Here is a 22,911-nt window from a genome sequence, read left to right on the forward strand (position 1 = left end):
CTCTGTCGATGGGGCCCCCGATGCGGGGGCTAACCCTTGTACATGAGGTTAGTGGTTAGTTTCGGCGGGTGCAACCGGTCACGTACTCTTGACCGGTTAGCAGTGAAGGAGCCCCCATGTCCCCCGCGCCCCACGCCTCCGACGCGCACTCCTCGCCCTCCACGCCCGACGCGCCCTCCGTGTCGGCCGCGCCCGATCCGCGTCCGCTCACCGGCGAGCCCGTCTCTCTCGACCTGCTCAACACCCGTTGGATGCGGGAGGGGGCCGTGCAGGACCTGCTGACGGACACCGCCGGCCTGGCGGTGTGGCTGCGGGCCAACGGCCTGGACTTCCCCGCCGGGGACGCCGTCCTTCGGCACCTCCTGGACGCCCGCGACGCCCTGCGCGCCGTCGTCGACGGCTCCCTGGAGGACGGGGCGGAGCGCGTCGACGCCGTCCTCGCGCACGGGCGGGTCAGGGTGACCCTGACGCCCCAAGGGCCCGGTGAGAGCTTCGAGTTCGAGGACCCGGCGTGGGGGCCCGCCTGGCTCGCCGCCCGCGACTACCTGGACCTGCTCGCCACCGCTCCCGACCGCATCCGCCGCTGCGCCCACGCGGCGTGCATCCTGCACTTCTTCGACACCTCGCGGAACGGCACCCGGCGCTGGTGCTCGATGGCGGCGTGCGGTAACCGCGCGAAGGCGTCCCGCCACTACGCGCGCACCAAGGAGAGCTGAAACACCGCCGACGCGGCGCACGGCGTCGGGAATGCCCCCTCCTGGAGCACTTTGGCCGCCGTGACGTATGGCGGAAGTACGCCATGCCTCCAACCCGCCCCGGCCAACTCTCCCCAAACAACTGTCCCCTGGGTAAAGCTGAGCGGTCTTCCGGGTTCACATACCGGACTGACGCGACCGGCCCGACTCATCCCGGGCCCGGTCGCTCCACGCTCGTTCCTTTACCTACAAGGGATGCTGATGACCCCCGAACCTCAGCGCGCTCCGATATCGGGCGCGAGACGCGTGGCCCGCGTAGCCGTGGCCGCGGGCCTGGTGGCCGCGCTCTCCGCGGCCGGGCCGATACCCATGGCCTTCTCCGCGGACCACGCACCCGCCACACCGGACCCGGGCACCAAGTCCGCGAGCGCCAAGCTCGGTTCGGCCGACGCCGACCTCCTCACGGAGGCCAAGGCCGAGGGCGCCAAGAACGTCACGATGATGATCGCCACCGCTCCCGGGCAGACCGAGCAGGTCGCCGGCCAGCTGGACGCGGTCAAGGGCGGCTCCGTCGGCCGCACCTACGACAAGCTCGGCTACGTCCGCGCGACGGTCCCGACGGCCAAGGCCGACGCCGCGATCGCCGCCGCCGCGAAGCTCGGCTCCGTGCACGGCATCGACCTGCGCCAGGAGATCGCGCTCGACGACCCGACCCCGAGCGCCGACACGGCCAAGGGCGCCACGGAGCGTGCCACCGCCACGACGTCCTACCCGGCACCCTCCAAGAGCACGCCGGCCGAGAACCCGTACAACCCCTCCTTCGAGACGGGCGCCGTCGACTTCGTCGAGGACCACCCGAAGGCGGACGGCCGGGGCATCACCATCGGCATCCTCGACTCGGGCGTCGACCTGGGTCACCCCGCGCTGCAGAAGACGACGACCGGCGCGCGCAAGATCGTCGACTGGGTCACCGCTACCGACCCGATCACCGACGCCGACGCGACCTGGCGCCGGATGACCAACCCGGTCACCGGCCCCGTCTTCACGTTCGGCGGCGCCACCTGGAAGGCCCCCGCGGGCGACTACCAGGTCAACCTCTTCCGCGAGTCCGCCACCGCCGGCGGCGACGCGGCCGGCGACGCGAACCGCGACGGCGACACCACCGACGTCTGGGGCGTCCTGTACGACGCCAAGGCCGGCACGGTCCGCGTCGACCTGAACAACAACCAGGACTTCGGCGACGACGAGCCGATGAAGCCGTACAAGGACGGCTTCCAGATCGGCTGGTTCGGCACCGACAACCCGGCGACCGACGTCGCCGAGCGGCAGCCGTTCGTCGTCGAGATCCGCAAGGACGTGCCGACCGACCCGTACGGCGGCGACTGGGTCGGCAAGAAGGCCGACTTCGTCAACATCGGCGTCATCGAGTCCGAGCACGGCACGCACGTCGCGGGCATCACCGCCGCGAACGGCCTGTTCGGCGGCAGGATGAACGGCGCGGCCCCGGGCGCGAAGCTCGTCTCCTCGCGCGCCTGCACCTGGACCGGCGGCTGCACCAACGTCGCGCTCACCGAGGGCATGATCGACCTCGTCGCCAACCGCGGCGTCGACATCGTCAACATGTCCATCGGCGGTCTGCCGGCACTGAACGACGGCAACAACGCGCGCGCCGAGCTCTACACGCGTCTCATCGACACCTACGGCGTCCAGCTGGTGATCTCCGCGGGCAACTCCGGCCCCGGCGCCAACACCATCGGCGACCCCGGCCTGGCCGACAAGGTCATCTCCGTCGGCGCGACCATCTCCAAGGCGACCTGGGCCTCCAACTACGGCTCCCAGGTGGAGAAGTCGTACGCGATGATGCCCTTCTCCTCGCGCGGTCCGCGTGAGGACGGCGGCTTCACGCCGACGATCAGCGCGCCCGGCGCGTCGATCAACACCACCCAGACCTGGCTGCCCGGCGGCCCCGTCGCCGAGGCCGGCTACAAGCTGCCCGCCGGCTACTCGATGCTCCAGGGCACGTCGATGGCGTCCCCGCAGGCCGCGGGCGCCTCGGCGCTGCTGCTGAGCGCCGCGAAGCAGAAGGGCATCGACCTCACCCCGGCCACCCTGCGCACGGCGCTGAACTCCACCGCCGACCACATCAGGGGTGTGCAGGCGTACGAGGAGGGCGCGGGCCTCATCAACATCGGGGACGCGTGGGAGTCCATCAAGGACGACGCCACCGCGCACACCTACGAGGTCAAGGCGCCGGTCGACACCGCGATCGACTACGCCCTGAAGACGCCGGGCTTCGGCACCGGCCTGTACGACCGTGAGGGCGGCCTCAAGGCCGGCCAGTCCAAGACGTACGACGTGACCCTCACCCGTACCTCGGGCCCGGACCGCGCGCTCCGCCACGAGCTGCACCTGGAGAACAACGCGGGCGGCACCTTCCGCATCGCGAGCTCCGACGAGGTGTCGCTGCCCCTGAACAAGCCGGTCACCGTCAAGATCGCCGCCAAGCCGTCCTCGGCCGGCATCAAGAGCGCGATCCTGGAGGTCGACGACCCGCGCACCGAGGGCATCGACAAGCAGGTCCTGTCGACGGTCGTCGTCGCGGCGCCGGTCAAGTACACGTACTCCGCGTCGGGTTCGGTCCAGCGCAACAGCAGCAGGTCGTACTTCGTGACCGTCCCCGAGGGCGCCAAGTCCCTCGAGGTCGCGATGAGCGGGCTGAAGGACAAGAGCCAGACCCGGTTCATCGCCATCCACCCGTACGGCGTTCCGGTCGACAACACCTCGACGCCGTACTGCTACAACAACTACCTCGACGGCAACGGCTGCAAGCCCGACGTGCGCGCGTACGCGGACCCGCAGGCCGGCGTCTGGGAGATCGAGGTCGAGTCGCGCCGTACGTCGCCGCTGCTCGACAACCCGTACAAGCTGGACGTCGCCGTGCTCGGCGCGGCCTTCGACCCGGCCGTCGTCACGGTCCCCGAGGCCAAGGTCGGCACCCCGACCGCCGCCTCGTGGAAGGTGACGAACAAGTTCGCGGCGCTGGACGGCACCCTCAAGGGCGGCCCGCTCGGCTCCTCGAAGACGGCGCGGCCGACCATCGCCGACGGCGCGACGCAGACCACCACGGTCGAGGTGCCCGCGGGCGCCAAGTCTCTCGACGTCGTCATCGGCAAGGTCTCCGACACAGCCGCCGACCTGGACCTGACGGTGTACGACGCCGCCGGCAACACGGTCGGGTCGTCCGCGGACGGCGACTCGGAGGAGGCCGTCTCCGTGCCCTCCCCCGCCGCCGGGACGTACACCGTCGAGGTCGCGGGCTACTCGGTCCCGTCCGGCTCGACGGCGTACGACTACCAGGACGTGTTCTTCTCGACCGCGCTCGGCGAGGTCACGGTCGACGGATCCGCGCCGGTGAAGCTCGGCACGGGTGACTCGGCGACGGTGTCCGCCTCGGTCACCGCCGCGGCTCCGGCCCCCGAGGGCCGCGAGTTCTTCGGCCAGGTCCAGCTGGTGAACGCCCGCGGCACGGTCGCGGGTCTCGGCAGCGTCAAGATCGAGAAGGTCACGCCGTAACCGACGGTTCACGGCAGCAGGGGCGGGCGTCCGTACGGGCGCCCGCCCCGTCCCGTTCCCGGGCCCGCCCGCCGTGTCCCGGGCCCGCCCGCCGTGTCCCGGGCCCGCCCGCCGTGTCCCGGGCCCGCCTCGCCTTGTGCCAGGCCCGCGCCGCCTTGTGCCGGGCCGGGCCTGCCTTGAACCGGAGGCGCCCTGCGTGTCCCGGGCCCGCCCCACCCCGGACCCGCCCCGCCTCGGGCCGGACGCCACCGCCTCGTCCCGGGCCCGCCCCGGCCGGCCCCCGTGGCCGTCCCGCCCCGCCGGTCAGTCCTCGCCGTCGTCCCGCTCCGAAGCGGGGCAGGTGAGGTGCTCGGCCTCGGGCAGCGCCCGCAGGATGTCCTCGCGCGCGTCGGCGACCCCCGGGCCGACCTCCCAGTCCTGCCGGTCCTCCGCGCGCACCGGGAGCCGGACCAGCGTGTGGACGCCGGGCTCCAGGTCCTGCCGCGCGCTGCCGTCCAGGGTGACGGCGACCGTCGGGTGGTCCTTCACCGACTCCCGGGGCCGGTAGTAGCGCTCGACCTCGATCACGACCCGGACGGTGCCGTCGCGCCGGGGCGTGACGCTCTCCACGGTCCCCTCGACGAGGACCCGGGAGCAGGCGATGTGCGTCGCCGGCCAGTGGTCCGACTCCGGCGCACCGGCCTTGGCGTCGGAGGCCGCCGACTTGCCGCTCGCCGCCGAGTCGTCGGCGCCCATGCCCCCGCCCTGCGTCACGAGCCAGCCCATCCCGGTCACGACGGTGGCCGCGACGGCCGCGGCGAGGGTGCCGAGAGCCAGGTGCAGCGGGCGACGGGTGCGCCGGGCGGGGGTCCGCGTCCTGACCGGCTCCCGGGCCCGCTCCGGCTCCGGTACCGGCACCGGCTCGTCGTCGGCCAGCGCGTCGCCGATCGCGGTCAGCTGCCGGCGCAGCAGTGCCACGTCCGCGACCGCCGAGCGGTGCTCCGCCAGCAGTCCGGCGTCCCGCCGCGCCTCCTCGGGCAGCGGCTCGTCCGTGATGGCGGCCAGCAGCGCGTCCACGGCCGCGCCTCCCGGCTCGCCTTCGTACCCGGCCACGTCACACCACCTCGTCCTCGTGCAGGCGAACGCGCAGCGCGCGCACCGCCGAGTGCAGCCTGCTCTTGACCGTGCCCTCCGGGATGCCCAGTTCCTCGGCTATCCCGCGCACCGGCAGATCGGCGTAGAAGCGCAGCACGAGCACCTGCCGGTGGGCGTCGGGCAGCTCGTCCAGGCCCCGCGCAACGGCGAGGGACAGCACGCTGGAGTCCTCGTCGGAGGGGTACTCCAGCTGGCGCAGCCCGGCGAGGCGCTCGCCGAGCCGTTCCTGACGGCGCTTGGCGCGGTGCCAGTCCATCGCCAGGTTGGACGCGACGACCGCGGCCCAGGCCGACACGTCCCGCGGCGCCTCGTCCCCCTTGGCGGCCCGCTCCAGCAGCCGCAGGCGGACCTGCTGCACCCCGTCCGGCAGGTCCGCCTGCGGCACCCCGCCGAGCGCGAGCACCGCGCGCACCCGGCGTTCCTGGGCCGCGTCCAGGGGGTCGTCCACCCCCTGGGCGCGGCGCGTCCTTCTGCGCAGCACCGTCACCCCTCCCCTCGCCGCGTTTCCCCTACGACGCCGGCGCGGGCCGAAACGTTCGCCGAGACCTGGGTCACATCCGTGCGGGTGTCCGAGGGGTACGTCACAGGGGCCGTCCCATTCCGCGGGCAAAGGATTGGACACACGGGGCCTGGTGAGACGCATGATGGGTTCACTGGGACCTGTCGTCCGTACGCAGGAAAAGCACGCTAGGAGTCGTCGTGAAGGTAGGAATCGTCGGAGCCACCGGTCAGGTCGGCACGGTCATGCGCAGAATCCTCGTGGAGCGCGACTTCCCGGTCGAGACGCTGCGCCTGTTCGCCTCGGCCCGGTCCGCCGGTTCGACGATCGACTTCAAGGGCACGGCCGTGACCGTGGAGGACGCCTCCACCGCCGACTACAGCGGCCTGGACATCGTGCTCTTCTCGGCGGGCGGTGCCACGTCAAAGGCGCTGGCGGAGAAGGTCGCCTCGCAGGGCGCCGTCGTGATCGACAACTCCTCGGCCTGGCGCAAGGACCCCGAGGTCCCGCTGGTCGTCTCCGAGGTGAACCCGCACGCGGTCGCCGACCGCCCCAAGGGCATCATCGCCAACCCGAACTGCACGACGATGGCCGCGATGCCGGTGCTGAAGCCGCTGCACGAGGAGGCCGGCCTGCGGGCGCTGGTCGTCGCCACCTACCAGGCGGTGTCCGGTTCGGGTCTGGCGGGCGTGGCGGAGCTGCACGGCCAGGCGCAGAAGGTCGTCGCCGACGCCGACCGGCTGACCCACGACGGCGGCGCGGTCGACTTCCCCGAGCCGCAGGTCTACAAGCGCCCCATCGCCTTCAACGTGCTTCCCCTCGCGGGCAACGTCGTCGACGACGGCCTGAACGAGACCGACGAGGAGCAGAAGCTCCGCAACGAGTCCCGCAAGATCCTGGAGATCCCCGGGCTGAAGGTCTCCGGCACCTGCGTGCGCGTGCCCGTCTTCTCCGGCCACTCCCTCCAGGTGAACGCCCGCTTCGAGCGTCCGCTGTCCCCGGAGCGCGCCACCGAGCTGCTCGCAGGCGCCCCGGGCGTCGTCCTCTCCGACATCCCGACGCCGCTGGAGGCCGCCGGCCAGGACGCCTCGTACGTCGGCCGGATCCGCGGCGACGAGACGGCCGAGCACGGTCTCGCCCTCTTCGTCTCCGGCGACAACCTGCGCAAGGGCGCCGCGCTCAACGCGATCCAGATCGCCGAGCTGGTCGCGGCCGAGCTCAAGGACTGACGCCGGTCCCGGCCGCCCGGCCGGGCCGTGCCCGCGAGGGCCGGGACGCGCACCCCGCGCTCCCGGCCCTTCCGCCGTTCCGGGGCCGGGCCGCGCGAGGGCTCAGGGCCGCCGCACCTCGTAGTGGAAGCAGCCGTACTCGACGGCCCTGACGTGGACCAGGGCGACCGCCGGGTCGGCGAAGGCGTCCGCGAAGGCCGCGTCGAGAGCCGGTCCGGGCTCCCCGGGGAGTTCCAGCAGGCGCCCGCCCAGGATGTGCCCGTCCGCGGAGTAGCGCCGGAGGACCCGCAGGGCCCCGGGCCCGGCGAACGGATACCGCTCCTCGCCGGGGCCCTCGCACTCCTCGGCGTGCACGAACACCGGCCCCTGCTCGTCGTACGCCCCGGGACGGGCCCCCGTCGCGGCCGCCCACCGCCGCAGCGGCGCGTAGGAGACGAGGGCGATCCGCTCGCCGGTCCGGCTGCGGCGCAGACAGCAGCGCAGCGGCGCGCCGCCCTCCTCGTCGGTGAACGGCGCGAGGGGCCGTCCGGCGTCGTCCCGGTCCCGGAGTTCCTTCAGAACCGTCGGCTCGACGGCTCGTGCGGTGTAGGTCGTCATGCCCCAAGACTCACTCCGCCGCGGCGCCTTGACCGGCGGGAAACGGACATCGCGTTCCGCGCGGTTCCCATGGAAGGATGACGCAACCCACACATAACGAGGAGATGACCGCGTGCCTGGCACAAACCTGACCCGCGAAGAGGCACAGCAGCGGGCGCAGCTGCTCAGCGTTGACTCGTACGAGATCGATCTCGACCTCTCCGGCGCGCAGGATGGGGGCGGCACCTACCGGTCCGTGACCACGGTGCGCTTCGACTCCGCCCGCACCGGCGCGGAGTCCTTCATCGACCTGGTGGCCCCGGCCGTCCACGAGGTGATCCTCAACGGTGACCCGCTGGACCCCGCCGAGGTCTTCCGGGACTCGCGGATCGCGCTGCCCGGCCTGCTGGAGGGACGCAACGTCCTGCGGGTCGTGGCCGACTGCGAGTACACCAACACCGGTGAGGGCCTGCACCGCTTCGTCGACCCCGTCGACCAGCGGGCCTACCTGTACACCCAGTTCGAGGTGCCGGACGCCCGCCGGGTCTTCGCCTCGTTCGAGCAGCCCGACCTCAAGGCGACCTTCCAGTTCACCGTGAAGGCGCCGTCCGGCTGGACGGTCGTCTCCAACTCGCCGACGCCGGAGCCCAAGGACGACGTCTGGGTCTTCGAGCCGACGCCGCGCATCTCGACGTACATCACCGCGCTGATCGCGGGTCCGTACCACAGCGTCCACAGCGTGTACGAGAAGGACGGGCAGTCGGTGCCGCTCGGCATCTACTGCCGCCCGTCGCTGGCCGAGTTCCTCGACTCGGACGCCATCTTCGAGGTGACCCGGCAGGGCTTCGACTGGTTCCAGGAGAAGTTCGACTACGCGTACCCGTTCAAGAAGTACGACCAGCTCTTCGTGCCGGAGTTCAACGCGGGCGCGATGGAGAACGCGGGCGCCGTCACCATCCGCGACCAGTACGTGTTCCGGTCCAAGGTGACCGACGCCGCGTACGAGGTGCGCGCGGAGACGATCCTGCACGAGCTCGCCCACATGTGGTTCGGCGACCTCGTGACCATGGAGTGGTGGAACGACCTGTGGCTCAACGAGTCGTTCGCCACCTACACGTCGATCGCCTGCCAGGCGTACCACCCCGACTCGCGCTGGCCGCACTCGTGGACGACGTTCGCCAACTCCATGAAGACGTGGGCGTACCGGCAGGACCAACTGCCGTCCACGCACCCGATCATGGCGGACATCAACGACCTGGACGACGTCCTGGTCAACTTCGACGGCATCACCTACGCCAAGGGCGCCTCCGTCCTCAAGCAGCTCGTCGCCTACGTGGGCATGGACGAGTTCTTCCGGGGCGTGCAGGCGTACTTCAAGGCGCACGCCTTCGGCAACACGCGGCTGTCGGACCTGCTGGGCAAGCTGGAGGAGACCAGCGGCCGCGATCTGCAGACCTGGTCGAAGAAGTGGCTCCAGACCGCCGGCATCAACGTCCTGCGGCCGCGGATCGAGACGGACGCCGACGGGGTCGTCACGTCCTTCGCGATCAGCCAGGAGGCACCCGCGCTGCCGGCCGGCGCCAAGGGCGAGCCGACGCTGCGCCCGCACCGGGTGGCGGTCGGCCTGTACGACCTCGACGCGAACGGCAAGCTGGTGCGCGGCGACCGGATCGAGCTGGACGTCGACGGTGAACTGACCGAGGTCCCGCAGCTGGTGGGCAAGCGCCGCCCGGCCGTGGTGCTGCTCAACGACGACGACCTGTCGTACGCGAAGGTGCGGCTGGACGAGCAGTCGCTGGCGTTCGTGACGGAGCACCTGGGCGACTTCGAGTCGTCGCTGCCGCGCGCCCTGTGCTGGGCGTCGGCGTGGGACATGACGCGCGACGCGGAGCTCGCGACCCGCGACTACGTCTCCCTCGTCCTCGCCGGCATCGGCAAGGAGTCCGACATCGGCGTGGTGCAGTCGCTGCACCGCCAGGTGAAGACGGCGATCGAGCTGTACGCGGACCCGGCCGCCCGCGAGACGCTGCTCGCCCGCTGGACGGAGGCCACGCTCGCCCACCTGCGGACCGCGCCGGCCGGCGGCGACCACCAGCTCGCCTGGGCGCGCGCGTTCGCCGCGACCGCCCGCACTCCGGAGCAGCTGGACCTCCTGGAGGCCCTGCTCGACGGCCGGGAGACCGTCGAGGGCCTGTCGGTGGACACCGAGCTGCGCTGGGCGTTCGTGCAGCGGCTCGCCGCGGTGGGCCGCTTCGACGAGGCGGAGATCGCGGGCGAGTACGAGCGCGACCGGACGGCGGCCGGTGAGCGGCACGCCGCGACCGCCCGCGCGGCCCGTCCCACGGAGGAGGCGAAGGCGGAGGCCTGGGCCTCCGTCGTGGAGTCCGACAAGCTGCCGAACGCCGTGCAGGAGGCGGTGATCGGCGGGTTCGTGCAGACCGGGCAGCGGGAGCTGCTGGCCCCGTACACGGACAAGTTCTTCGCCGTGCTCAAGGACGTCTGGGACTCCCGCTCGCACGAGATGGCGCAGCAGATCGCGGTGGGCCTCTACCCGTCCGTGCAGGTCTCCGAGGACACCCTCGCCAAGACGGACGCGTGGCTGGCCTCGGCCGAGCCGAACGCGGCCCTGCGGCGACTGATCTCCGAGGCCCGCTCGGGCGTCGAGCGGGCGCTGAAGGCGCAGGCCGCGGACGCGGCGGCTTCCTGACGCCGACCGTACGCCGTACGGGAGGGGGCGCCCGGCTCTGTGCCGGGCGCCCCCTCTTCACGTCCGGCCCCACCGCGTACCGCCGGGGTGTCGGCGCGCCCGGTCACGCACCCCCGAAGCCGGGCCTGCCTCCGGCCGCCTCCCCGCCCGGGTCACCGGTGGCTGGGCGGGGCCGGTCAAGAGGCCGGTCGCGCCGCGGCCTCGCGCAGGGCGTCGAGGACCCGGCCGACGGCGGCACCCTCGTCGGCGCCCCGCCGTACCGCCGCGACGACGTGGCGGTGCGGACGGTCCGCGTCGAGCCGGCGCATGACGACGCCGTCGCGCGGTACGGACGCCATCCGCGGCACCAGGGCGACGCCCATGCCCGCCTTGACCATGGCGAGGATGGCCGTCCAGCCCGCCGCGGAGTGCCCCTGGTGGGGGCTGAACCCGGCGCTCTCGCAGGCGGCCCGCGTGATGTCCGACCAAGGCCCGCTGCCGCCGAAGATCCACGGCTCGGCGGCGCAGTCGGCCAGCCGGACCTCGTCGGCGCGGGCCAGCGCATGGCCCCGGGGCAGCGCGAGGTCGAGCGGGTCGGCGAGCAGCGGCACCCGGCTGAAACGCGGGTCGGCCGCCGTGGGTGCCTGCGCGGCCAGGGAGAGGGCGAGGTCGACCGCGCCCGCGGCGAGCAGCTCGTACGCCTGTGCCGCCTCGGCCTCCCGCACCTGTACGCGGATCCCGGGACGCGTCACCCGCAGCGCCCGCACCGCCGGGACGACCAGCGCGGGCACGGCCGTCGAGAAGGCGCCGACCCGCACCTCGCCCGCCTCGCCGTGCAGGTAGGCGGTCAACTCCGCGTCGGCGCGCTCCAGCTGCTCGAAGACGGCCGCCGCGTGCCGCAGGACGAGTTCGGCCGCGTCGGTGAGCCGCACCCGCCGCCCCCGCGCCTCCAGCAGCGGCACGCCGAGCTGCTTGGCGAGGTTCGTCAGCTGCTGCGACACGGCGGAGGGCGTCAGCGCCAGCGCCTCGGCGGTCGCGGTGACGGTGCCGTGCTCCCGCAGCGTCCGCAGGATCCGCAGCTTCTTGATGTCCCACCTGTCGTACTCGGCCATGGCGGCAACCTATCCACCTGTGTGTCCCGCCCGGCCGGGGGCGGCCGTGCCGAGGACGACGCCGCCGAGGACGAGGACCGCGCAGGCGGCCTGCGTCCAGCTCGGGCGTTCACCGAGCAGGATGTACGACAGGCCGGCCACACACAGCGGCTGGAGGTGGTAGACGGCTCCCGCGCGGGCCGCGCCGACCAGGGCGACGGCCCTGTTCCAGGCGAGGAAGGCGAGCGCGGAGGACAGGACCCCGATGTACAGGAGCGGGCCGACGGTGGCGGGCGTCGCGGTGAAGGTGCCCTGGACGGCGACGCTGAGCGCGCACGCGGGCAGGAGCATCACGGTGCCGAGGGCGAAGGTCGTGAACAGGAAGGCGGGACCGGCGAGTTCGGCGGGACGGCGGCGCAGCAGCGCGCTGTACGCCGCGAAGCTCGCTGCCGCGGCGAGCATCCAGAGGTCTCCCGCGGCGAACCCCGTGGCCCCGGAGCCGGTGCCGATCAGGAGCAGCACCCCGGCGCAGGCGACCAGCATCCCGGTGGTCCGCCGCGCCCCGAGCCGTACGCCGCCCAGCCGTTCAAGGGCGGCCATCAGGACGGGCGCGGTGGCCATGATCATGCCCATGTTGCCCGCCGAGGTGGAGAGGGCGGCCTGGTTGACCAGGGTGTTGTAGACGGTGACTCCGAGGAGGGCGGCGAGGAGGCACTGACCCAGGTGCCGGCGCAGGACCGCGCGCCGCCGCCAGGCCCCGCGCGCCGTGAAGGGGGCGACGACCAGCAGGGCGACGGTCCAGCGCCAGAACGCCTGCTGGACGGGCGGCACGCTGTCGTGCAGGGCGCGGGCGGCGACGAAGCTGCCCGACCAGACGAGGGTGGCGACGGCGGCGAGGGCGATACCGGGACCGGCCGCCCGCCTCCCCGCCGCCTCGGTCTCCCGGTGCGTACGCGTCCGGTCCAGGACCGCCATGGACATCCCTGCCTCTCGATGGTGGGTGCGGTTGCCCGCCCACCGTCGCAGCGGCGGAACCGTCACGTCCATCGAAACTTTTCGTCGTTTCCGTTCAGGAGAACTGAAAGGTCAGGGGGCTACGAGGCCCGGGAGGCCGGGGTCACGGGGACCGCCGGGACGGGCGCGGGAGCGGGGATCGTGGTCGCGGGGACGGGCGTGGACGCCGGCGTCGTCGCGGGGGTCCCGGCCGCCGGGGGTGCCGTGACGCGGGGCGGGCGGCGCTGGCCCACCACGGTCGCGGTGAACGCCAGCGCCATGCCGGCGAGCTGGAGCGGGGTGAGCGCCTGGCCGAGCGCCGCCCAGCCGATGACCGCCGCGGTGAGCGGTGACAGCGGTCCGAGGAAGGTGACCTGGGTGGCGGAGAGCCGGCCGATCCCGCGGAACCAGAGCCAGTACGCGACCGCCGTGTTGGCCAGCGCCAGGTAGAGGTAGCCGCCGGCCGCCCGGCCGTCGAGGGCGGGCGGGGCGCCCTCGGCGAGGAGGGCGACCGGGGCGATGAGCAGCCCGCCGGCCGTCAGCTGCCAGGCGGTCAGCGCCAGAGGGCCGACGCCCTCGGGGCGCCCCCACCGCTTGGTGAGCACCGTCCCGGTGGACATCGAGGCGGTCGAGGCGAGGGCCGCGAGAACTCCCAGGAGGTCCAGTGCCCCGGCCGCCTGGAGCACGACGAGGCTCACCCCGAGCGCGGCGGCGATTCCGGTCAGCAGGGTGCGTACGCTCGGCCGCTCCCCCAGCAGCAGGGTGGCGAGCCCGGCCACGAACAGGGGCCCCACCGAGCCGACGACGGCCGCCATCCCGCCGGGCAGCCGGTACGCGGAGAGGAAGAGGAGGGGGAAGAACGCGCCGATGTTCAGCGCGCCCAGGACCACCGACTTCCCCCACCAGGCACCGCGCGGCAGCACGCGGGCCAGTGCGAGCAGCAGGAGCCCGGCGGGCAGGGCACGCATGAGCCCGGTGAACAGGGGGCGGTCGGCGGGGAGGAACTCGGTGGTGACGGCGTAGGTGCTGCCCCAGGAGACGGGGGCGAGCGCGGTCAGGAGGACGGTGACGGAACGCCGTCCGGTGGTGCCGGTGGGGTCGTGGGTCGCGTCCGCCATGACGGCGCCCTCCGTAAGTGGGCCGGCGCCGGCGCCGGTGACGCGTCGGCGGCGAGGTGGGCCGGCCCGGACCAGGTCGGCAGTAATAGCTTAGCGCTAAGCAACTTAGCGTCAAGCGGCTTAGCGCAAAGCGGCTTACTCGCGAGCCACTTTCTTGCGACCGGCCGACAGGCGGCCCGATACTCCTCCCATGACCGGGAACCCACCGAGCAAGGACGCCGTCGACGCGATCATCGAGCAGTGGGCCGCAGCGCGGCCCGACCTCGACACCGCGGCGATGGAGGTCTTCGGCCGCATCTTCCGTCTCTCACGGGCGATGGGCGACCGCATGGAGAAGGCGTACACGCGGTTCGGGATCTCAAGGGGCGAGTTCGACGTGCTGGCGACCCTGCGCCGGTCCCGGGAGCCCTACGCGCTCTCGCCCCGCCAGCTCTCGGCGACGCTGATGCTCACCACGGGCGGGATGACCGGCCGCCTCGACAAGCTGGAGCGCGCGGGACTGCTGCGCAGGTCGCCCGATCCGCACGACCGGCGCGGACTCCAGGTGACCCTGACGGACGAGGGGTACCGCCTGATCGACGAGGCGGTGGGCGCGGGCCTCGCCGTCCAGACGGAGGCACTCGACGTCCTGGACCCGGATCAGGCGGGTCAACTGGCCGATCTGCTGCGCCTGTTGCTCGCGGGCACGACGCCCGCGTGAGGCCGGGCCCGGTGCGGGGGCCGGGGCGGGACCGGTCACGGGGCCAGGGCGGCCGGTGCGCCGGGGCGCCCGGGACCGGCTGGTGCGCCGGGGGCTGCGCGGGACCGACGGGCGCGCCGTGGGCGAGGGCGGAACCGGAGGGTGCGCCCGGGGCTGCGCCGGACCGGCTGATGCGCCCGGGGCTGCGCGGAACCTGCCGGTGCGACGCTGCCCTACGGCCCGCTCGCGGAGCGGGCCGTCACGGCCGCACGGCGACGGAGCGGCGGGGCTCGCGAAGGGCAAAAACGCGTCGAGGGAGTCCGCACCCCACTCGGGCGCGGACTCCCTCGACGACATGACGTCGGGCGGCGGAAGCCGGAAGGGCCGGCCTGGCCGTCCGAACGGAGACGTCCGGACGCGGCGGGTCAGCCCTGCTTCTGCTGCTACGGCTGCTTCTGGGACTTGTCCAGGACCATCACGAGACCGGCGATGACCAGGAACAGCACGATCGGCGCCACGACGTAGAGACCCAGCGTGTCGATCACGCTCAGTCCGTTGCCGGGTTGGTCACCGTCGTCGCGGGTCAGCGCGAGCGCGGGGGACGACATGAGCAGCATCATCAGCGTCGTACCGGTAGCCAGGGCGCCGGCGCGCAGGGCGTTCTTCTTGTCCACGGTGCAAACGTAGCGAACGCCCGGCGGGGCCGCGCGTCCGGGGTGCCGTACGAGGAATCGCGCGCCGGGCGCGGGGGCCGCCCCCGTGGTGCGCGCGGGCGCACCGCCGCCGTCCGGACGCCCGCGGACGCAGCGGGCGCCCGAACCGGCCGTCACCTCACCGGGTCCACAGGGCCGCCCCGGGCACCCCGCGTCCCGCGCATGCAGGGGCCTCGGGGCGTCCGGGCTCCGGAACTCCGGGCTCTCGGGCTCCGGAACTCCGGGCTCCGGGGCTCCGGGCTCCGGGCTCCGGACTGCGGGGCTCCGGACTGCGGGGCTCCGGACTGCGGGGCTCCGGACTGCGGGGCTCCGGACTGCGGGGCTCCGGACTCCTGAACTCCGTGGTCCCGGAGCTCCCGTACTCCTAGTCGCCCGACCTCGCCGGGCTACCCGGCTCGCCCGGCTCCGGTCGCAGGACGTCCATCAGGGCGTGCAGCCGGGGTGACGCGGCGAGGTCCTCCAGCGTCACCGGGCGGCCCTCGGCGTCCGCGATGGGCAGCCGCCAGTTCGGGTACTGGTCCCAGGTGCCGGGCAGGTTCTGCGGGCGGCGGTCGCCGACCGTGTCGGGCAGCCACACGCCCACCATCCGGGCCGGGGTGCGCAGCAGGAACCGGTGCACGGCCTGGATCGCCGCCTCCTCGGACGCCGGTGCGAGGTCGCCGTCGGCGCCCTCCAGCAGTCCCAGGCCGGTGAGCAGCGCCAGCCATTCCTTCGTGTCGGCCGCCGCCTCGGCGCGCTCCTCCGACAGCGGCCGGGTCAACAGGCCCAGACTGTCGCGCAGTTCGACGTGCTCGCCGGTGAGGCGGGCCGCGGTGGACGGCAGGTCGTGCGTGGTGGCGGTGGCGAGGCAGTCGGCGCGCCAGCGTTCGGGCGGCAGCGGAAGTCCGTCGCCGGCCCAGTCCCGCTCGAACCACAGCACGGAGGTGCCGAGCACCCCGCGCTCCTGGAGAGCCTCGCGCACGCCGGGTTCGACGGTGCCGAGGTCCTCGCCGATCACCAGGGCACCGGCGCGCGAGGCCTCCAGGACCAGGACGGCGAGCATGGCTTCGGCGTCGTAGCGGACGTACGTCCCCTCCGTGGGGGCCTGCCCCTGCGGGATCCACCAGAGCCGGAACAGGCCCATGACGTGGTCGATGCGCAGGGCGCCCGCGTAGCGGAAGAGGGCGCGCAGGAGGCTGCGGAAGGGGGCGTAGCCGGACGCGGCCAGACGGTCGGGGCGCCAGGGCGGCAGGCCCCAGTCCTGGCCCAGGGCGTTGAAGGCGTCGGGCGGGGCGCCCACGGTGGTGCCGGCCGCGAAGTACTCCTGCTGGGCCCAGGCGTCGGCCCCGCCCGGGTGGACGCCGACGGCGAGGTCGTGGACCAGGCCGACCGGCATGCCGGCGTCACGGGCGCCGCGCTGGGCGGCGGTGAGCTGGGCGTCGGTGAGCCAGGCGAGCCGGGTGTGGAAGTCGACGCGGTCCTTCAGTTCGGCGCGGGCACGGGCGGTCTCGGCCGAACGGGGGTCGCGCAGCCCGGCGGGCCACCGGTGCCAGTCGGAGCCGTGCACCTCCGCCAGCGCGCACCAGGTGGCGTGGTCCTCCAGGGCGGCGCCCTCCTCGGCGGCGAAGGCGTCGTGGGCGGCCTGCCGGCCGGGGCCGAGCGGCACCGTGCCGACGAGTTCGAGTGCGGCGCGCTTGAGTTCCCACACGGCGTCGCGGTCGATGAGCGCGCCCTTGTCCAGGACGGCGTCGCGCAGTTCCCCGGCGCGCCGGCGCAGGGCGTCGAGCCGCTCCCGGTCCTCGGCGTAGGCGAACTCGGGCACGTCCTCGACGCGCAGGTGCACCGGGTCGGGGAAGCGGCGGGAGGAGGGCCGGTAGGGGGACGGGTCGGTGGGCGCGCCCGGCACGGCCGCGTGCAGCGGGTTCAGCTGGACGAATCCGGCGCCGAGCGTCCGGCCCGCCCAGCCGGCCAGCTCGCGGAGGTCGCCGAGGTCGCCCATGCCCCAGGAGCGCCGGGACAGCAGGGAGTAGAGCTGGACGAGGAGTCCGTGCGTGCGTCCGGGCGGGGCGGGCAGCCGGTCCGGGGCGACCACGAGGTGGACGTCGGCGGTGCGGCCGTCGGGCGCCGCCGCGTGCAGCCGGTGGACGCCGGGCGGGAGGTGGGCGGCGTCGGCGCGGGTGTCGCCCTGCTCGGTCTCGACGCGCAGCCGGGTGCCGTCCGGCAGGCCGGCCAGCGCCGCGGGCAGGTCGCCGCCCCAGGACACGACCGTCGGGGGCAGCAGCCGTTCGCGCAGTTCGGCCTCGCGGTCGGCGAGGGCGGCGTCGACGGCCCGCGGAGTGCTCGCGTCGACGCCGAGGGCGGCCAGGGCCGCGGTGACCGCGGTGTCGGTGGCGGGGACCGTGCGGTCCGGGGAGGGGCTGTAGGAGGTGGCCACGCCGTGCAGCGCGGCGAGCCGGGACAGCGGGGACCCGGCGGACTCGGCCGGCCGGGCGGGCGCGGCCCCGGAGGGGGGCCGGTCGGCGGACTCGGCCGACGGGGACGGTGCCATCTAGACTCCCGCGGCGGCGCCGGTCGAGGTCGGCTCGCTGGTCAGGTGGGCGGCGTCGGAGAGCGGCGGTTCGCTGGTCAGGGGCTCGGCGTCGGGCAGCGGGGGCTCACTGGTCAGCGGGGTCTCGCCCCAGGAGCCCTCGGCGCTGTCGCCCTGCGCCGGCGGGAATCCGAGCGTGTCCCATTCGGGGACGCGGGCCGGCCGTCCGTCCCGTTGCTTCGGGGCCAGGCCGGGGGTGCGGGAATCGGCGGAGGACTCCGCCGAGGGTTTGGAGAGGGCCGAGAGAAGAAGGTGCGCCGAAGCGGCCACGGGGGTCTCCTTGTCGTCGTACGGCTGGACGCGGGTTCTGCCAGCCCTACCCAGTGAGCGCGGGCGCAGACGTGCACGAACGCCCAAGGTGTCCTTGGTCACATTCTGTTCCAGGGGCGGCCACCGCACCAGAAGGCAGCCGGGTGACGCCCGTGCGGCCGCGCACCGGATGCCGGGGGGTTCGCCACGCGGGGCGCACGGGGCACGTGGGTCCCTTCCGTTGACACCGCGACCGCGCGGATGGTGGGCTCGATGCCGCCCCGACCGAGCCGTGCGGGGTGCGGGTGAAGGCGCGGAGGACGACGAGGGAGGGGCTGTTGCGGCTCCGGGGCGGGTGGGGAACGGTGCTGCTGCGGCGGGGACGGCGGGCGGAGAAGCGCGTGCGGGGGCCGGGTGACGTGACGCCCCGCCGGGGTACTGGCGCGGCCGTGCTCGCGCTGGTGCTGGCGGCCGGTGCTCTGGGCGTCGTGCCCGGGGCCGTCGCCGGGCCGGCGCACGCCGCCGCGGACGCGCCGGACTCGGGTGCCCCGCCGGCGGTCTGGCCGCGCCCGCAGTCCCTGGAAGCCGGGGGCACCGCCGTCGCGGTCACCGGCGAGGTGGTTCTGGTCGCCGACGCGGCGGCCGATCCGTACGCCCTGGACGCGCTGCGGTCGCTGCTGTGGCAGGCCGGCGCGCGGAAGGTCACGACGGTGCGCGACGGCGATCCGATCCCCGGAAGTGCCTCGCGCGCGGGCGCGCTGGTGGTGCGCGCGGGCGTGGAGAGGGCGCACGACAAAACGGCGCAGGGCACCGGCGCGAAGGGCGCCGACGGGACGGGCGGCGGGAGCGCGTACCCCTTCGGCGGCCACGCCGGCAGCGCGGCGACCGACGGCGCGCACGCGCTGGGCGGCCGCGCGGCGACCTCGCTGGACAGGGCCCTGGCCGCGCTCGGCGCCCCGCCCCGCGCCGATCTGCCGTCCGGGGGCTACCGGCTGGCCGTCGGACGGGTCGCGGGCCGCGCCACCGTCGCCCTCGCCGGGGCCGGCGAGGACGGCCTGTTCCACGCGGTGCAGACGCTCCGCCAACTCGTCGACGGCCGCGGGCGGATCGCGGGCGTCCTGGTCCGCGACTGGCCGGGAACCGCCGTCCGGGGCACCACCGAGGGCTTCTACGGCACCCCGTGGACCCACGAACAGCGGCTCGCCCAGCTGGACTTCATGGGCCGCACCAAGCAGAACCGCTACCTGTACGCGCCCGGCGACGACCTCCACCGGCAGGCGCGCTGGCGCGAGCCGTACCCGGCACGGCAGCGCGCCGACTTCCGGGAGCTGACGGACCGGGCGGTGCGCGACCACGTCACGCCGGCCTGGGCGGTGGCGCCGGGGCAGGCGATGTGCTTCTCGTCGGACGCCGACACGGCGGCCCTGACGCGCAAGCTCGACGCCATGTGGGCGCTGGGATTCCGTGCCTTCCAGCTCCAGTTCCAGGACGTCAGCTACAGCGAGTGGCACTGCGGGGCGGACGCGGAGGAGTTCGGTTCGGGTCCGGGGTCGGCGGCGCGGGCGCAGGCGCGGGTGGCGAACGCGGTGGCCCGGCACCTGGCCGGCCGGCACCCGGACGCGGCCGCGCTGTCGCTCATGCCGACCGAGTACTACCAGGAGGGCGTGACCGACTACCGGCGGGCGCTCGCGGACGCGCTGGACGAGGGCGTCGAGGTGGCGTGGACGGGCGTCGGCGTCGTGCCCCGCACCATCACCGGGCGTGAACTGGCCGCCGCCCGGGACGCGTTCGGGCATCCGCTGGTCACCATGGACAACTACCCCGTCAACGACTACGCGCAGGACCGGATCTTCCTCGGCCCGTACCGGGGCCGCGAGCCCGCCGTCGCCACGGGTTCGGCGGGCCTGCTGGCGAACGCGATGCAGCAGGCGGAGGCGTCCCGGGTCCCGCTGTTCACCGCCGCCGACTACGCCTGGAACCCCCGCGACTACCGCCCCGAGGACTCCTGGCGGGCCGCGATCGACGACCTCGCGGGCGGCGACGCGCGAGGCGGGCGGGCGCTGGGCGCGCTGGCCGGGAACGACGCCTCGTCGGTGCTCGGCGGTGACGAGTCGGCGTACCTGCGCCCGCTCGTCGAGGCGTTCTGGAAGGGCCGTACGGCGCCCGGCGGCGTGGCGGACGACCGGGCGGCGCGGCGGTTGCGGGCCGCGTTCGCGGTCATGCGGGACACTCCCGGGCATCTGCCGGGCCGTTCGCTGGCGTCCGAAGTGCGGCCCTGGAGCGAGCAGTTGGCGCGCTACGGCACGGCGGGCGACACGGCCGTCGCCATGCTGAGCGCCCAGTCGGACGGCGACGCCACGGCGGCCTGGGACGCCTACCGCTCCCTGGTCCGCCTGCGCGCCGGCCTCGCGTCGAGCCGGGTGACGGTGGGCAAGGGCGTGCTCGGCCCGTTCCTGGCGCGGGCGTCGAAGGCGTACGAGACGTGGGCGGGCCTCGGCCACGAGCCCGAGGCGGACCGCGCCGGGGCCGGGCGCGGTGGCGAGGGGCGCCCGGTCGCCCGCGCCGTCCGCCTGGCGCGGACCCGCCCGCTGTCCGCCGTCACCGTGCTCACCGAGCCGGGGACGGCCGGCACCGTCGAGGCGCACGTCCCCGGCGAGGGCTGGCGGCGCCTCGGCGACCTCGCGCCCGGCGGGGCCACCGAGATCACCGCGAAGGTCTCCGCGGACGCCCTGCGGGTGACCGGACCGCGGCCCGCGCGGGTACGGCACCTCGTGCCCTGGTTCGCCGACTCCCCCGAGGCGAAAGTGGAGTTGGCGCGGGCGGAGACGGACGTGGCGATCGGCGGCACGGGGTCGGCGACGGTGCGGCTGGCCCCCCTGCGTCCCTCCGACGTCCGCGGCCGGCTCACGGCGCGGGCGCCCGAGGGTGTCCGGGTGCGCCTCCCGGCGGCGCCGGTGCGCCTGAGGCGCGGCACGGACCTCTCCGTCCCGGTGCGGATCGAGGTCCCGGCGAGGACGCCCTCGGGGACGTACACCGTGCGGATCGCCTTCCGGGGGGAGATCCGCACGCTCACCGTCCGCGCGTTCCCCCGCACGGCGGGACCCGACCTCGCCCGCGGCGGGCGGGCCGCGTCCTCCGGTGACGAGACGGCGGAGTTCCCGGCGCCCGCGGCGAACGACGGCGACCCGGGGACCCGGTGGTCCTCCCCCGCGCGGGACGACGCCTGGTGGCAGGTGGAGCTGCCCCGGCCGGTGCGCCTGGGCCGGGTGGTGCTGCGCTGGCAGGACGCGTACGCCTCGGCGTACCGCGTCGAGGTCTCCGCGGACGGCCGCGCCTGGCGTACGGCGGCGGAGGTGCGGGACGGGCGGGGCGGCCGGGAGTCGGTCCGCATGGACGAGCCGGACGTGCGCTTCGTGCGCGTACGGGGAGAGGAGCGGGCGACCCGGTACGGCTACTCGCTCTGGTCGGTGGAGGCGTACGGCGTCGCCGGCCGGGGCGGCTCCCGAGGACCGGGTGCCGGACGGTGAACCGTCGGCGCCCCGGGGGTCGATAGACGGGGTGTGAGACTGTTCCGCCCCATGGGGGGCCACCGGGAGGACGTCACGGACGCGGCGCTGCTGCGGGCCGTCGCGGACGGGGACTCGGCGGCGATGGCCGCCCTGTACGACCGGCACGCCGGCTGGCTGCACACGCGGCTGACCCGGCGCTGCGCGGACCCCGAGGTCGTGCGCGAGGTGCTCCAGGACACCTTCGTGGCGGTGTGGCGGTCTGCCGCCTCCCACCGGGGCGAGCAGGCCGGCGGCTGGCTGTGGACGCTCGCGGCCCGGCGGCTGGTGGACGCGCGCCGGGTGCAGGAGCGGGCCGCGCGGGTGGAGTACGAGGCCCCGGTGGCGGCGGCCTCCGCCGAGGAGCGGGTGCTGGCGGGCCTGGAGTACGGCGACGTGGGCACGGCGCTCGACCGCATCTCCCCCGAACTCCGCGAGGTGCTGCGGGCCACGGTGGTCGACGGGCTCACCACCCGGGAGACGGCCCGGCTCCTCGGCATCCCCGAGGGCACGGTCAAGACCCGCGCCATGCGCGCCCGCGCCGAACTGCGCGCCGCCCTCGCCCCATTGCATCCGTCCGGGGCCCCGGGCCCGTCCCCGCTGGGAGGTCCGGCATGACCGGCTGGCACGCACCCGACGACCTGATCACCCGTTACACGGACGGCGGCCTGCCGGAGCCGGACGCCTGGTCCCTGGAGAAGCACCTGGAGGGCTGCGGCGCGTGCGCCGTACGGGCCTCGCGGGCGGCGCGGGCCGGAGCCGCGGGGGCGGTGCTGGCCGAGGTGCGGGACGCGGTCCTGCTCGCCGCCCCGGCCCCGGCACCCGCCCCGGCACCGGCGCCCGTGCGGGTCCGGGCCGTCGGGGGGCGGCTCGGGCGCGTCCTGTGGGCCGCCGGGCCCGCGCTGCGCGGGGCCTGGGCCGCGGCGGTGGTCCTGGTGGCCGCGGGGGCGCTGGCCCTCGCGTACGGCGGCGGGTTCGACGGTGTGCGCCCGCTGCTGCCGGCCGTCGCCCCGGTCGTCCCGGTCGCCGGGGTCGCCCTGTCCTACGGGCGGCACGCCGATCCGCTGCACGAGATCGCCGCCGCCTCGCCCTCGGGCGGGCTGCGCCTGCTGCTGACGCGGACGGCCGCCGTCCTCGCGCTGAGCGTCCCGCTGCTGACCGCGGCGGGGTTCCTGCTGCCCTCCGCCGGTCCCGGCGCCCCGGAGGTGCCGGCGGCGGCCGCCTGGCTGCTGCCCGGGCTGGCCCTGACGCTGGCCACCCTGGCGCTGTCGGGGTTCGTGGGCTGCCGTGCCGCGTCGGCGGCGGTCGGCGGCGGCTGGCTGCTCGCGCTGGCCGCGCCCGTCCTCGCGGACTCGGGCGCAGGTGTCACGGTCCGGCTCGGCCGGCAGCTCTCTCTCTACTTCACCGGCGCCCCGCCGCAGTGGACCTGGGCGGCGGCGTGCGCGCTCTGCGCCCTGGTCCTCGCCGCGCGCCGCACCGCGTACGACCGTCTGGAGACGATGTGAACCTCCCCGGCACCACCACACCGCCCGCGCCCCGGACCCCGGACGGCACCGGCACCGCGG

General features: G+C 74.9%; 17 protein-coding genes. 8 read left to right on the forward strand and 9 right to left on the reverse strand.

Annotated elements, in window-relative coordinates:
* The first annotated feature begins 179 nt into the window (after positions 1-179).
* Both ACWGIS_RS05890 and ACWGIS_RS05895 read left to right on the forward strand, forming a co-directional pair.
* A complete protein-coding gene (locus ACWGIS_RS05890; RefSeq protein WP_453361267.1) occupies positions 180-716 on the forward strand; it encodes a CGNR zinc finger domain-containing protein in 537 nt (178 codons plus the stop codon).
* A 240-nt stretch (positions 717-956) separates the two neighbouring features.
* The gene (locus tag ACWGIS_RS05895) at positions 957-4,268 is read left to right on the forward strand and encodes a S8 family serine peptidase (RefSeq protein ID WP_453361165.1); all 3,312 of its coding nucleotides are present in this window, start codon (positions 957-959) and stop codon (positions 4,266-4,268) included.
* Positions 4,269-4,571: 303 nt separating this feature from the next.
* Here ACWGIS_RS05895 and ACWGIS_RS05900 read toward each other — a convergent pair whose 3' ends face one another.
* Together ACWGIS_RS05900 and ACWGIS_RS05905 are read right to left on the reverse strand one after the other, a co-directional pair.
* Positions 4,572-5,360 carry a hypothetical protein gene (locus tag ACWGIS_RS05900; protein WP_453361166.1) on the reverse strand — a complete coding sequence of 263 codons (789 nt, stop codon included), beginning with the start codon at positions 5,358-5,360 and terminating at the stop codon, positions 4,572-4,574.
* 1 nt (position 5,361) lies between these two features.
* Positions 5,362-5,889 (reverse strand): RNA polymerase sigma factor, encoded by a 528-nt coding sequence (locus ACWGIS_RS05905; RefSeq protein WP_453361167.1) that lies wholly within the window; start codon positions 5,887-5,889, stop codon positions 5,362-5,364.
* 212 nt (positions 5,890-6,101) lie between these two features.
* Between ACWGIS_RS05905 and ACWGIS_RS05910 the strand changes: the two genes are divergently transcribed.
* Positions 6,102-7,130, forward strand: coding sequence for an aspartate-semialdehyde dehydrogenase (locus ACWGIS_RS05910; protein ID WP_453361168.1), 1,029 nt, complete (start codon positions 6,102-6,104; stop codon positions 7,128-7,130).
* Positions 7,131-7,232: 102 nt separating this feature from the next.
* Here ACWGIS_RS05910 and ACWGIS_RS05915 read toward each other — a convergent pair whose 3' ends face one another.
* Entirely contained in the window at positions 7,233-7,727 is a 495-nt protein-coding gene (locus tag ACWGIS_RS05915; RefSeq protein WP_453361169.1) for a DUF1203 domain-containing protein, read from the reverse strand.
* A gap of 112 nt (positions 7,728-7,839) precedes the next feature.
* Here ACWGIS_RS05915 and pepN point away from each other — a divergent pair, with 112 nt between their 5' ends.
* Entirely contained in the window at positions 7,840-10,413 is a 2,574-nt protein-coding gene (gene pepN, locus ACWGIS_RS05920; protein ID WP_453361170.1) for an aminopeptidase N, read from the forward strand.
* Positions 10,414-10,589: 176 nt separating this feature from the next.
* Here pepN and ACWGIS_RS05925 read toward each other — a convergent pair whose 3' ends face one another.
* From ACWGIS_RS05925 to ACWGIS_RS05935, 3 genes are all read right to left on the reverse strand, one after another.
* Positions 10,590-11,504 carry a LysR substrate-binding domain-containing protein gene (locus ACWGIS_RS05925; RefSeq protein ID WP_453361171.1) on the reverse strand — a complete coding sequence of 305 codons (915 nt, stop codon included), beginning with the start codon at positions 11,502-11,504 and terminating at the stop codon, positions 10,590-10,592.
* Positions 11,505-11,513: 9 nt separating this feature from the next.
* Positions 11,514-12,458 (reverse strand): DMT family transporter, encoded by a 945-nt coding sequence (locus ACWGIS_RS05930; protein ID WP_453361172.1) that lies wholly within the window; start codon positions 12,456-12,458, stop codon positions 11,514-11,516.
* Between the two features lie 119 nt (positions 12,459-12,577).
* Complete coding sequence (locus tag ACWGIS_RS05935; RefSeq protein WP_453361173.1) at positions 12,578-13,594, reverse strand: EamA family transporter; 1,017 nt, start codon at positions 13,592-13,594, stop codon at positions 12,578-12,580.
* Between the two features lie 190 nt (positions 13,595-13,784).
* On the opposite strand from ACWGIS_RS05935, the gene ACWGIS_RS05940 reads away from it, so the two are divergent.
* A complete protein-coding gene (locus ACWGIS_RS05940; RefSeq protein ID WP_453361174.1) occupies positions 13,785-14,294 on the forward strand; it encodes a MarR family winged helix-turn-helix transcriptional regulator in 510 nt (169 codons plus the stop codon).
* A 422-nt stretch (positions 14,295-14,716) separates the two neighbouring features.
* Here ACWGIS_RS05940 and ACWGIS_RS05945 read toward each other — a convergent pair whose 3' ends face one another.
* The 3 genes from ACWGIS_RS05945 to ACWGIS_RS05955 all read right to left on the reverse strand — a co-directional run bounded on the left by ACWGIS_RS05945 (position 14,717) and on the right by ACWGIS_RS05955 (position 17,822).
* Positions 14,717-14,947, reverse strand: coding sequence for a hypothetical protein (locus ACWGIS_RS05945; RefSeq protein WP_453361175.1), 231 nt, complete (start codon positions 14,945-14,947; stop codon positions 14,717-14,719).
* Between the two features lie 403 nt (positions 14,948-15,350).
* On the reverse strand, positions 15,351-17,513 hold the full coding sequence (malQ, locus tag ACWGIS_RS05950) for a 4-alpha-glucanotransferase (RefSeq protein ID WP_453361176.1): 2,163 nt from the start codon (positions 17,511-17,513) through the stop codon (positions 15,351-15,353).
* Positions 17,514-17,822: a hypothetical protein gene (locus ACWGIS_RS05955; RefSeq protein WP_453361177.1), complete on the reverse strand. Its 309-nt coding sequence runs from the start codon at positions 17,820-17,822 to the stop codon at positions 17,514-17,516.
* Positions 17,823-18,250: 428 nt separating this feature from the next.
* On the opposite strand from ACWGIS_RS05955, the gene ACWGIS_RS05960 reads away from it, so the two are divergent.
* From ACWGIS_RS05960 to ACWGIS_RS05970, 3 genes are read left to right on the forward strand one after another with little or no spacing between them, the layout of a single operon-like run.
* Positions 18,251-21,328: a beta-N-acetylglucosaminidase domain-containing protein gene (locus tag ACWGIS_RS05960; RefSeq protein ID WP_453361178.1), complete on the forward strand. Its 3,078-nt coding sequence runs from the start codon at positions 18,251-18,253 to the stop codon at positions 21,326-21,328.
* Between the two features lie 51 nt (positions 21,329-21,379).
* Positions 21,380-21,964: an RNA polymerase sigma factor gene (locus tag ACWGIS_RS05965; RefSeq protein WP_453361179.1), complete on the forward strand. Its 585-nt coding sequence runs from the start codon at positions 21,380-21,382 to the stop codon at positions 21,962-21,964.
* Positions 21,961-22,851 carry a zf-HC2 domain-containing protein gene (locus tag ACWGIS_RS05970; RefSeq protein ID WP_453361180.1) on the forward strand — a complete coding sequence of 297 codons (891 nt, stop codon included), beginning with the start codon at positions 21,961-21,963 and terminating at the stop codon, positions 22,849-22,851. The genes ACWGIS_RS05965 and ACWGIS_RS05970 overlap by 4 nt, the downstream gene beginning before the upstream one ends.
* The last annotated feature ends 60 nt before the right edge of the window (positions 22,852-22,911 follow it).

This window comes from Streptomyces sp. NPDC054842, from assembly GCF_053611025.1.

What these genes read in the sequence shown, in the direction of transcription:
- ACWGIS_RS05895 (WP_453361165.1), top strand. Translation starts at nt 957, where the DNA reads ATGACCCCCGAACCTCAGCGCGCTCCGATATCGGGCGCGAGACGCGTG.
- ACWGIS_RS05915 (WP_453361169.1), bottom strand. Translation starts at nt 7,727, where the DNA reads ATGACGACCTACACCGCACGAGCCGTCGAGCCGACGGTTCTGAAGGAA.
- ACWGIS_RS05925 (WP_453361171.1), bottom strand. Translation starts at nt 11,504, where the DNA reads ATGGCCGAGTACGACAGGTGGGACATCAAGAAGCTGCGGATCCTGCGG.
- ACWGIS_RS05930 (WP_453361172.1), bottom strand. Translation starts at nt 12,458, where the DNA reads ATGGCGGTCCTGGACCGGACGCGTACGCACCGGGAGACCGAGGCGGCG.
- ACWGIS_RS05935 (WP_453361173.1), bottom strand. Translation starts at nt 13,594, where the DNA reads ATGGCGGACGCGACCCACGACCCCACCGGCACCACCGGACGGCGTTCC.
- ACWGIS_RS05940 (WP_453361174.1), top strand. Translation starts at nt 13,785, where the DNA reads ATGACCGGGAACCCACCGAGCAAGGACGCCGTCGACGCGATCATCGAG.
- malQ (WP_453361176.1), bottom strand. Translation starts at nt 17,513, where the DNA reads ATGGCACCGTCCCCGTCGGCCGAGTCCGCCGACCGGCCCCCCTCCGGG.
- ACWGIS_RS05965 (WP_453361179.1), top strand. Translation starts at nt 21,380, where the DNA reads ATGGGGGGCCACCGGGAGGACGTCACGGACGCGGCGCTGCTGCGGGCC.
- ACWGIS_RS05970 (WP_453361180.1), top strand. Translation starts at nt 21,961, where the DNA reads ATGACCGGCTGGCACGCACCCGACGACCTGATCACCCGTTACACGGAC.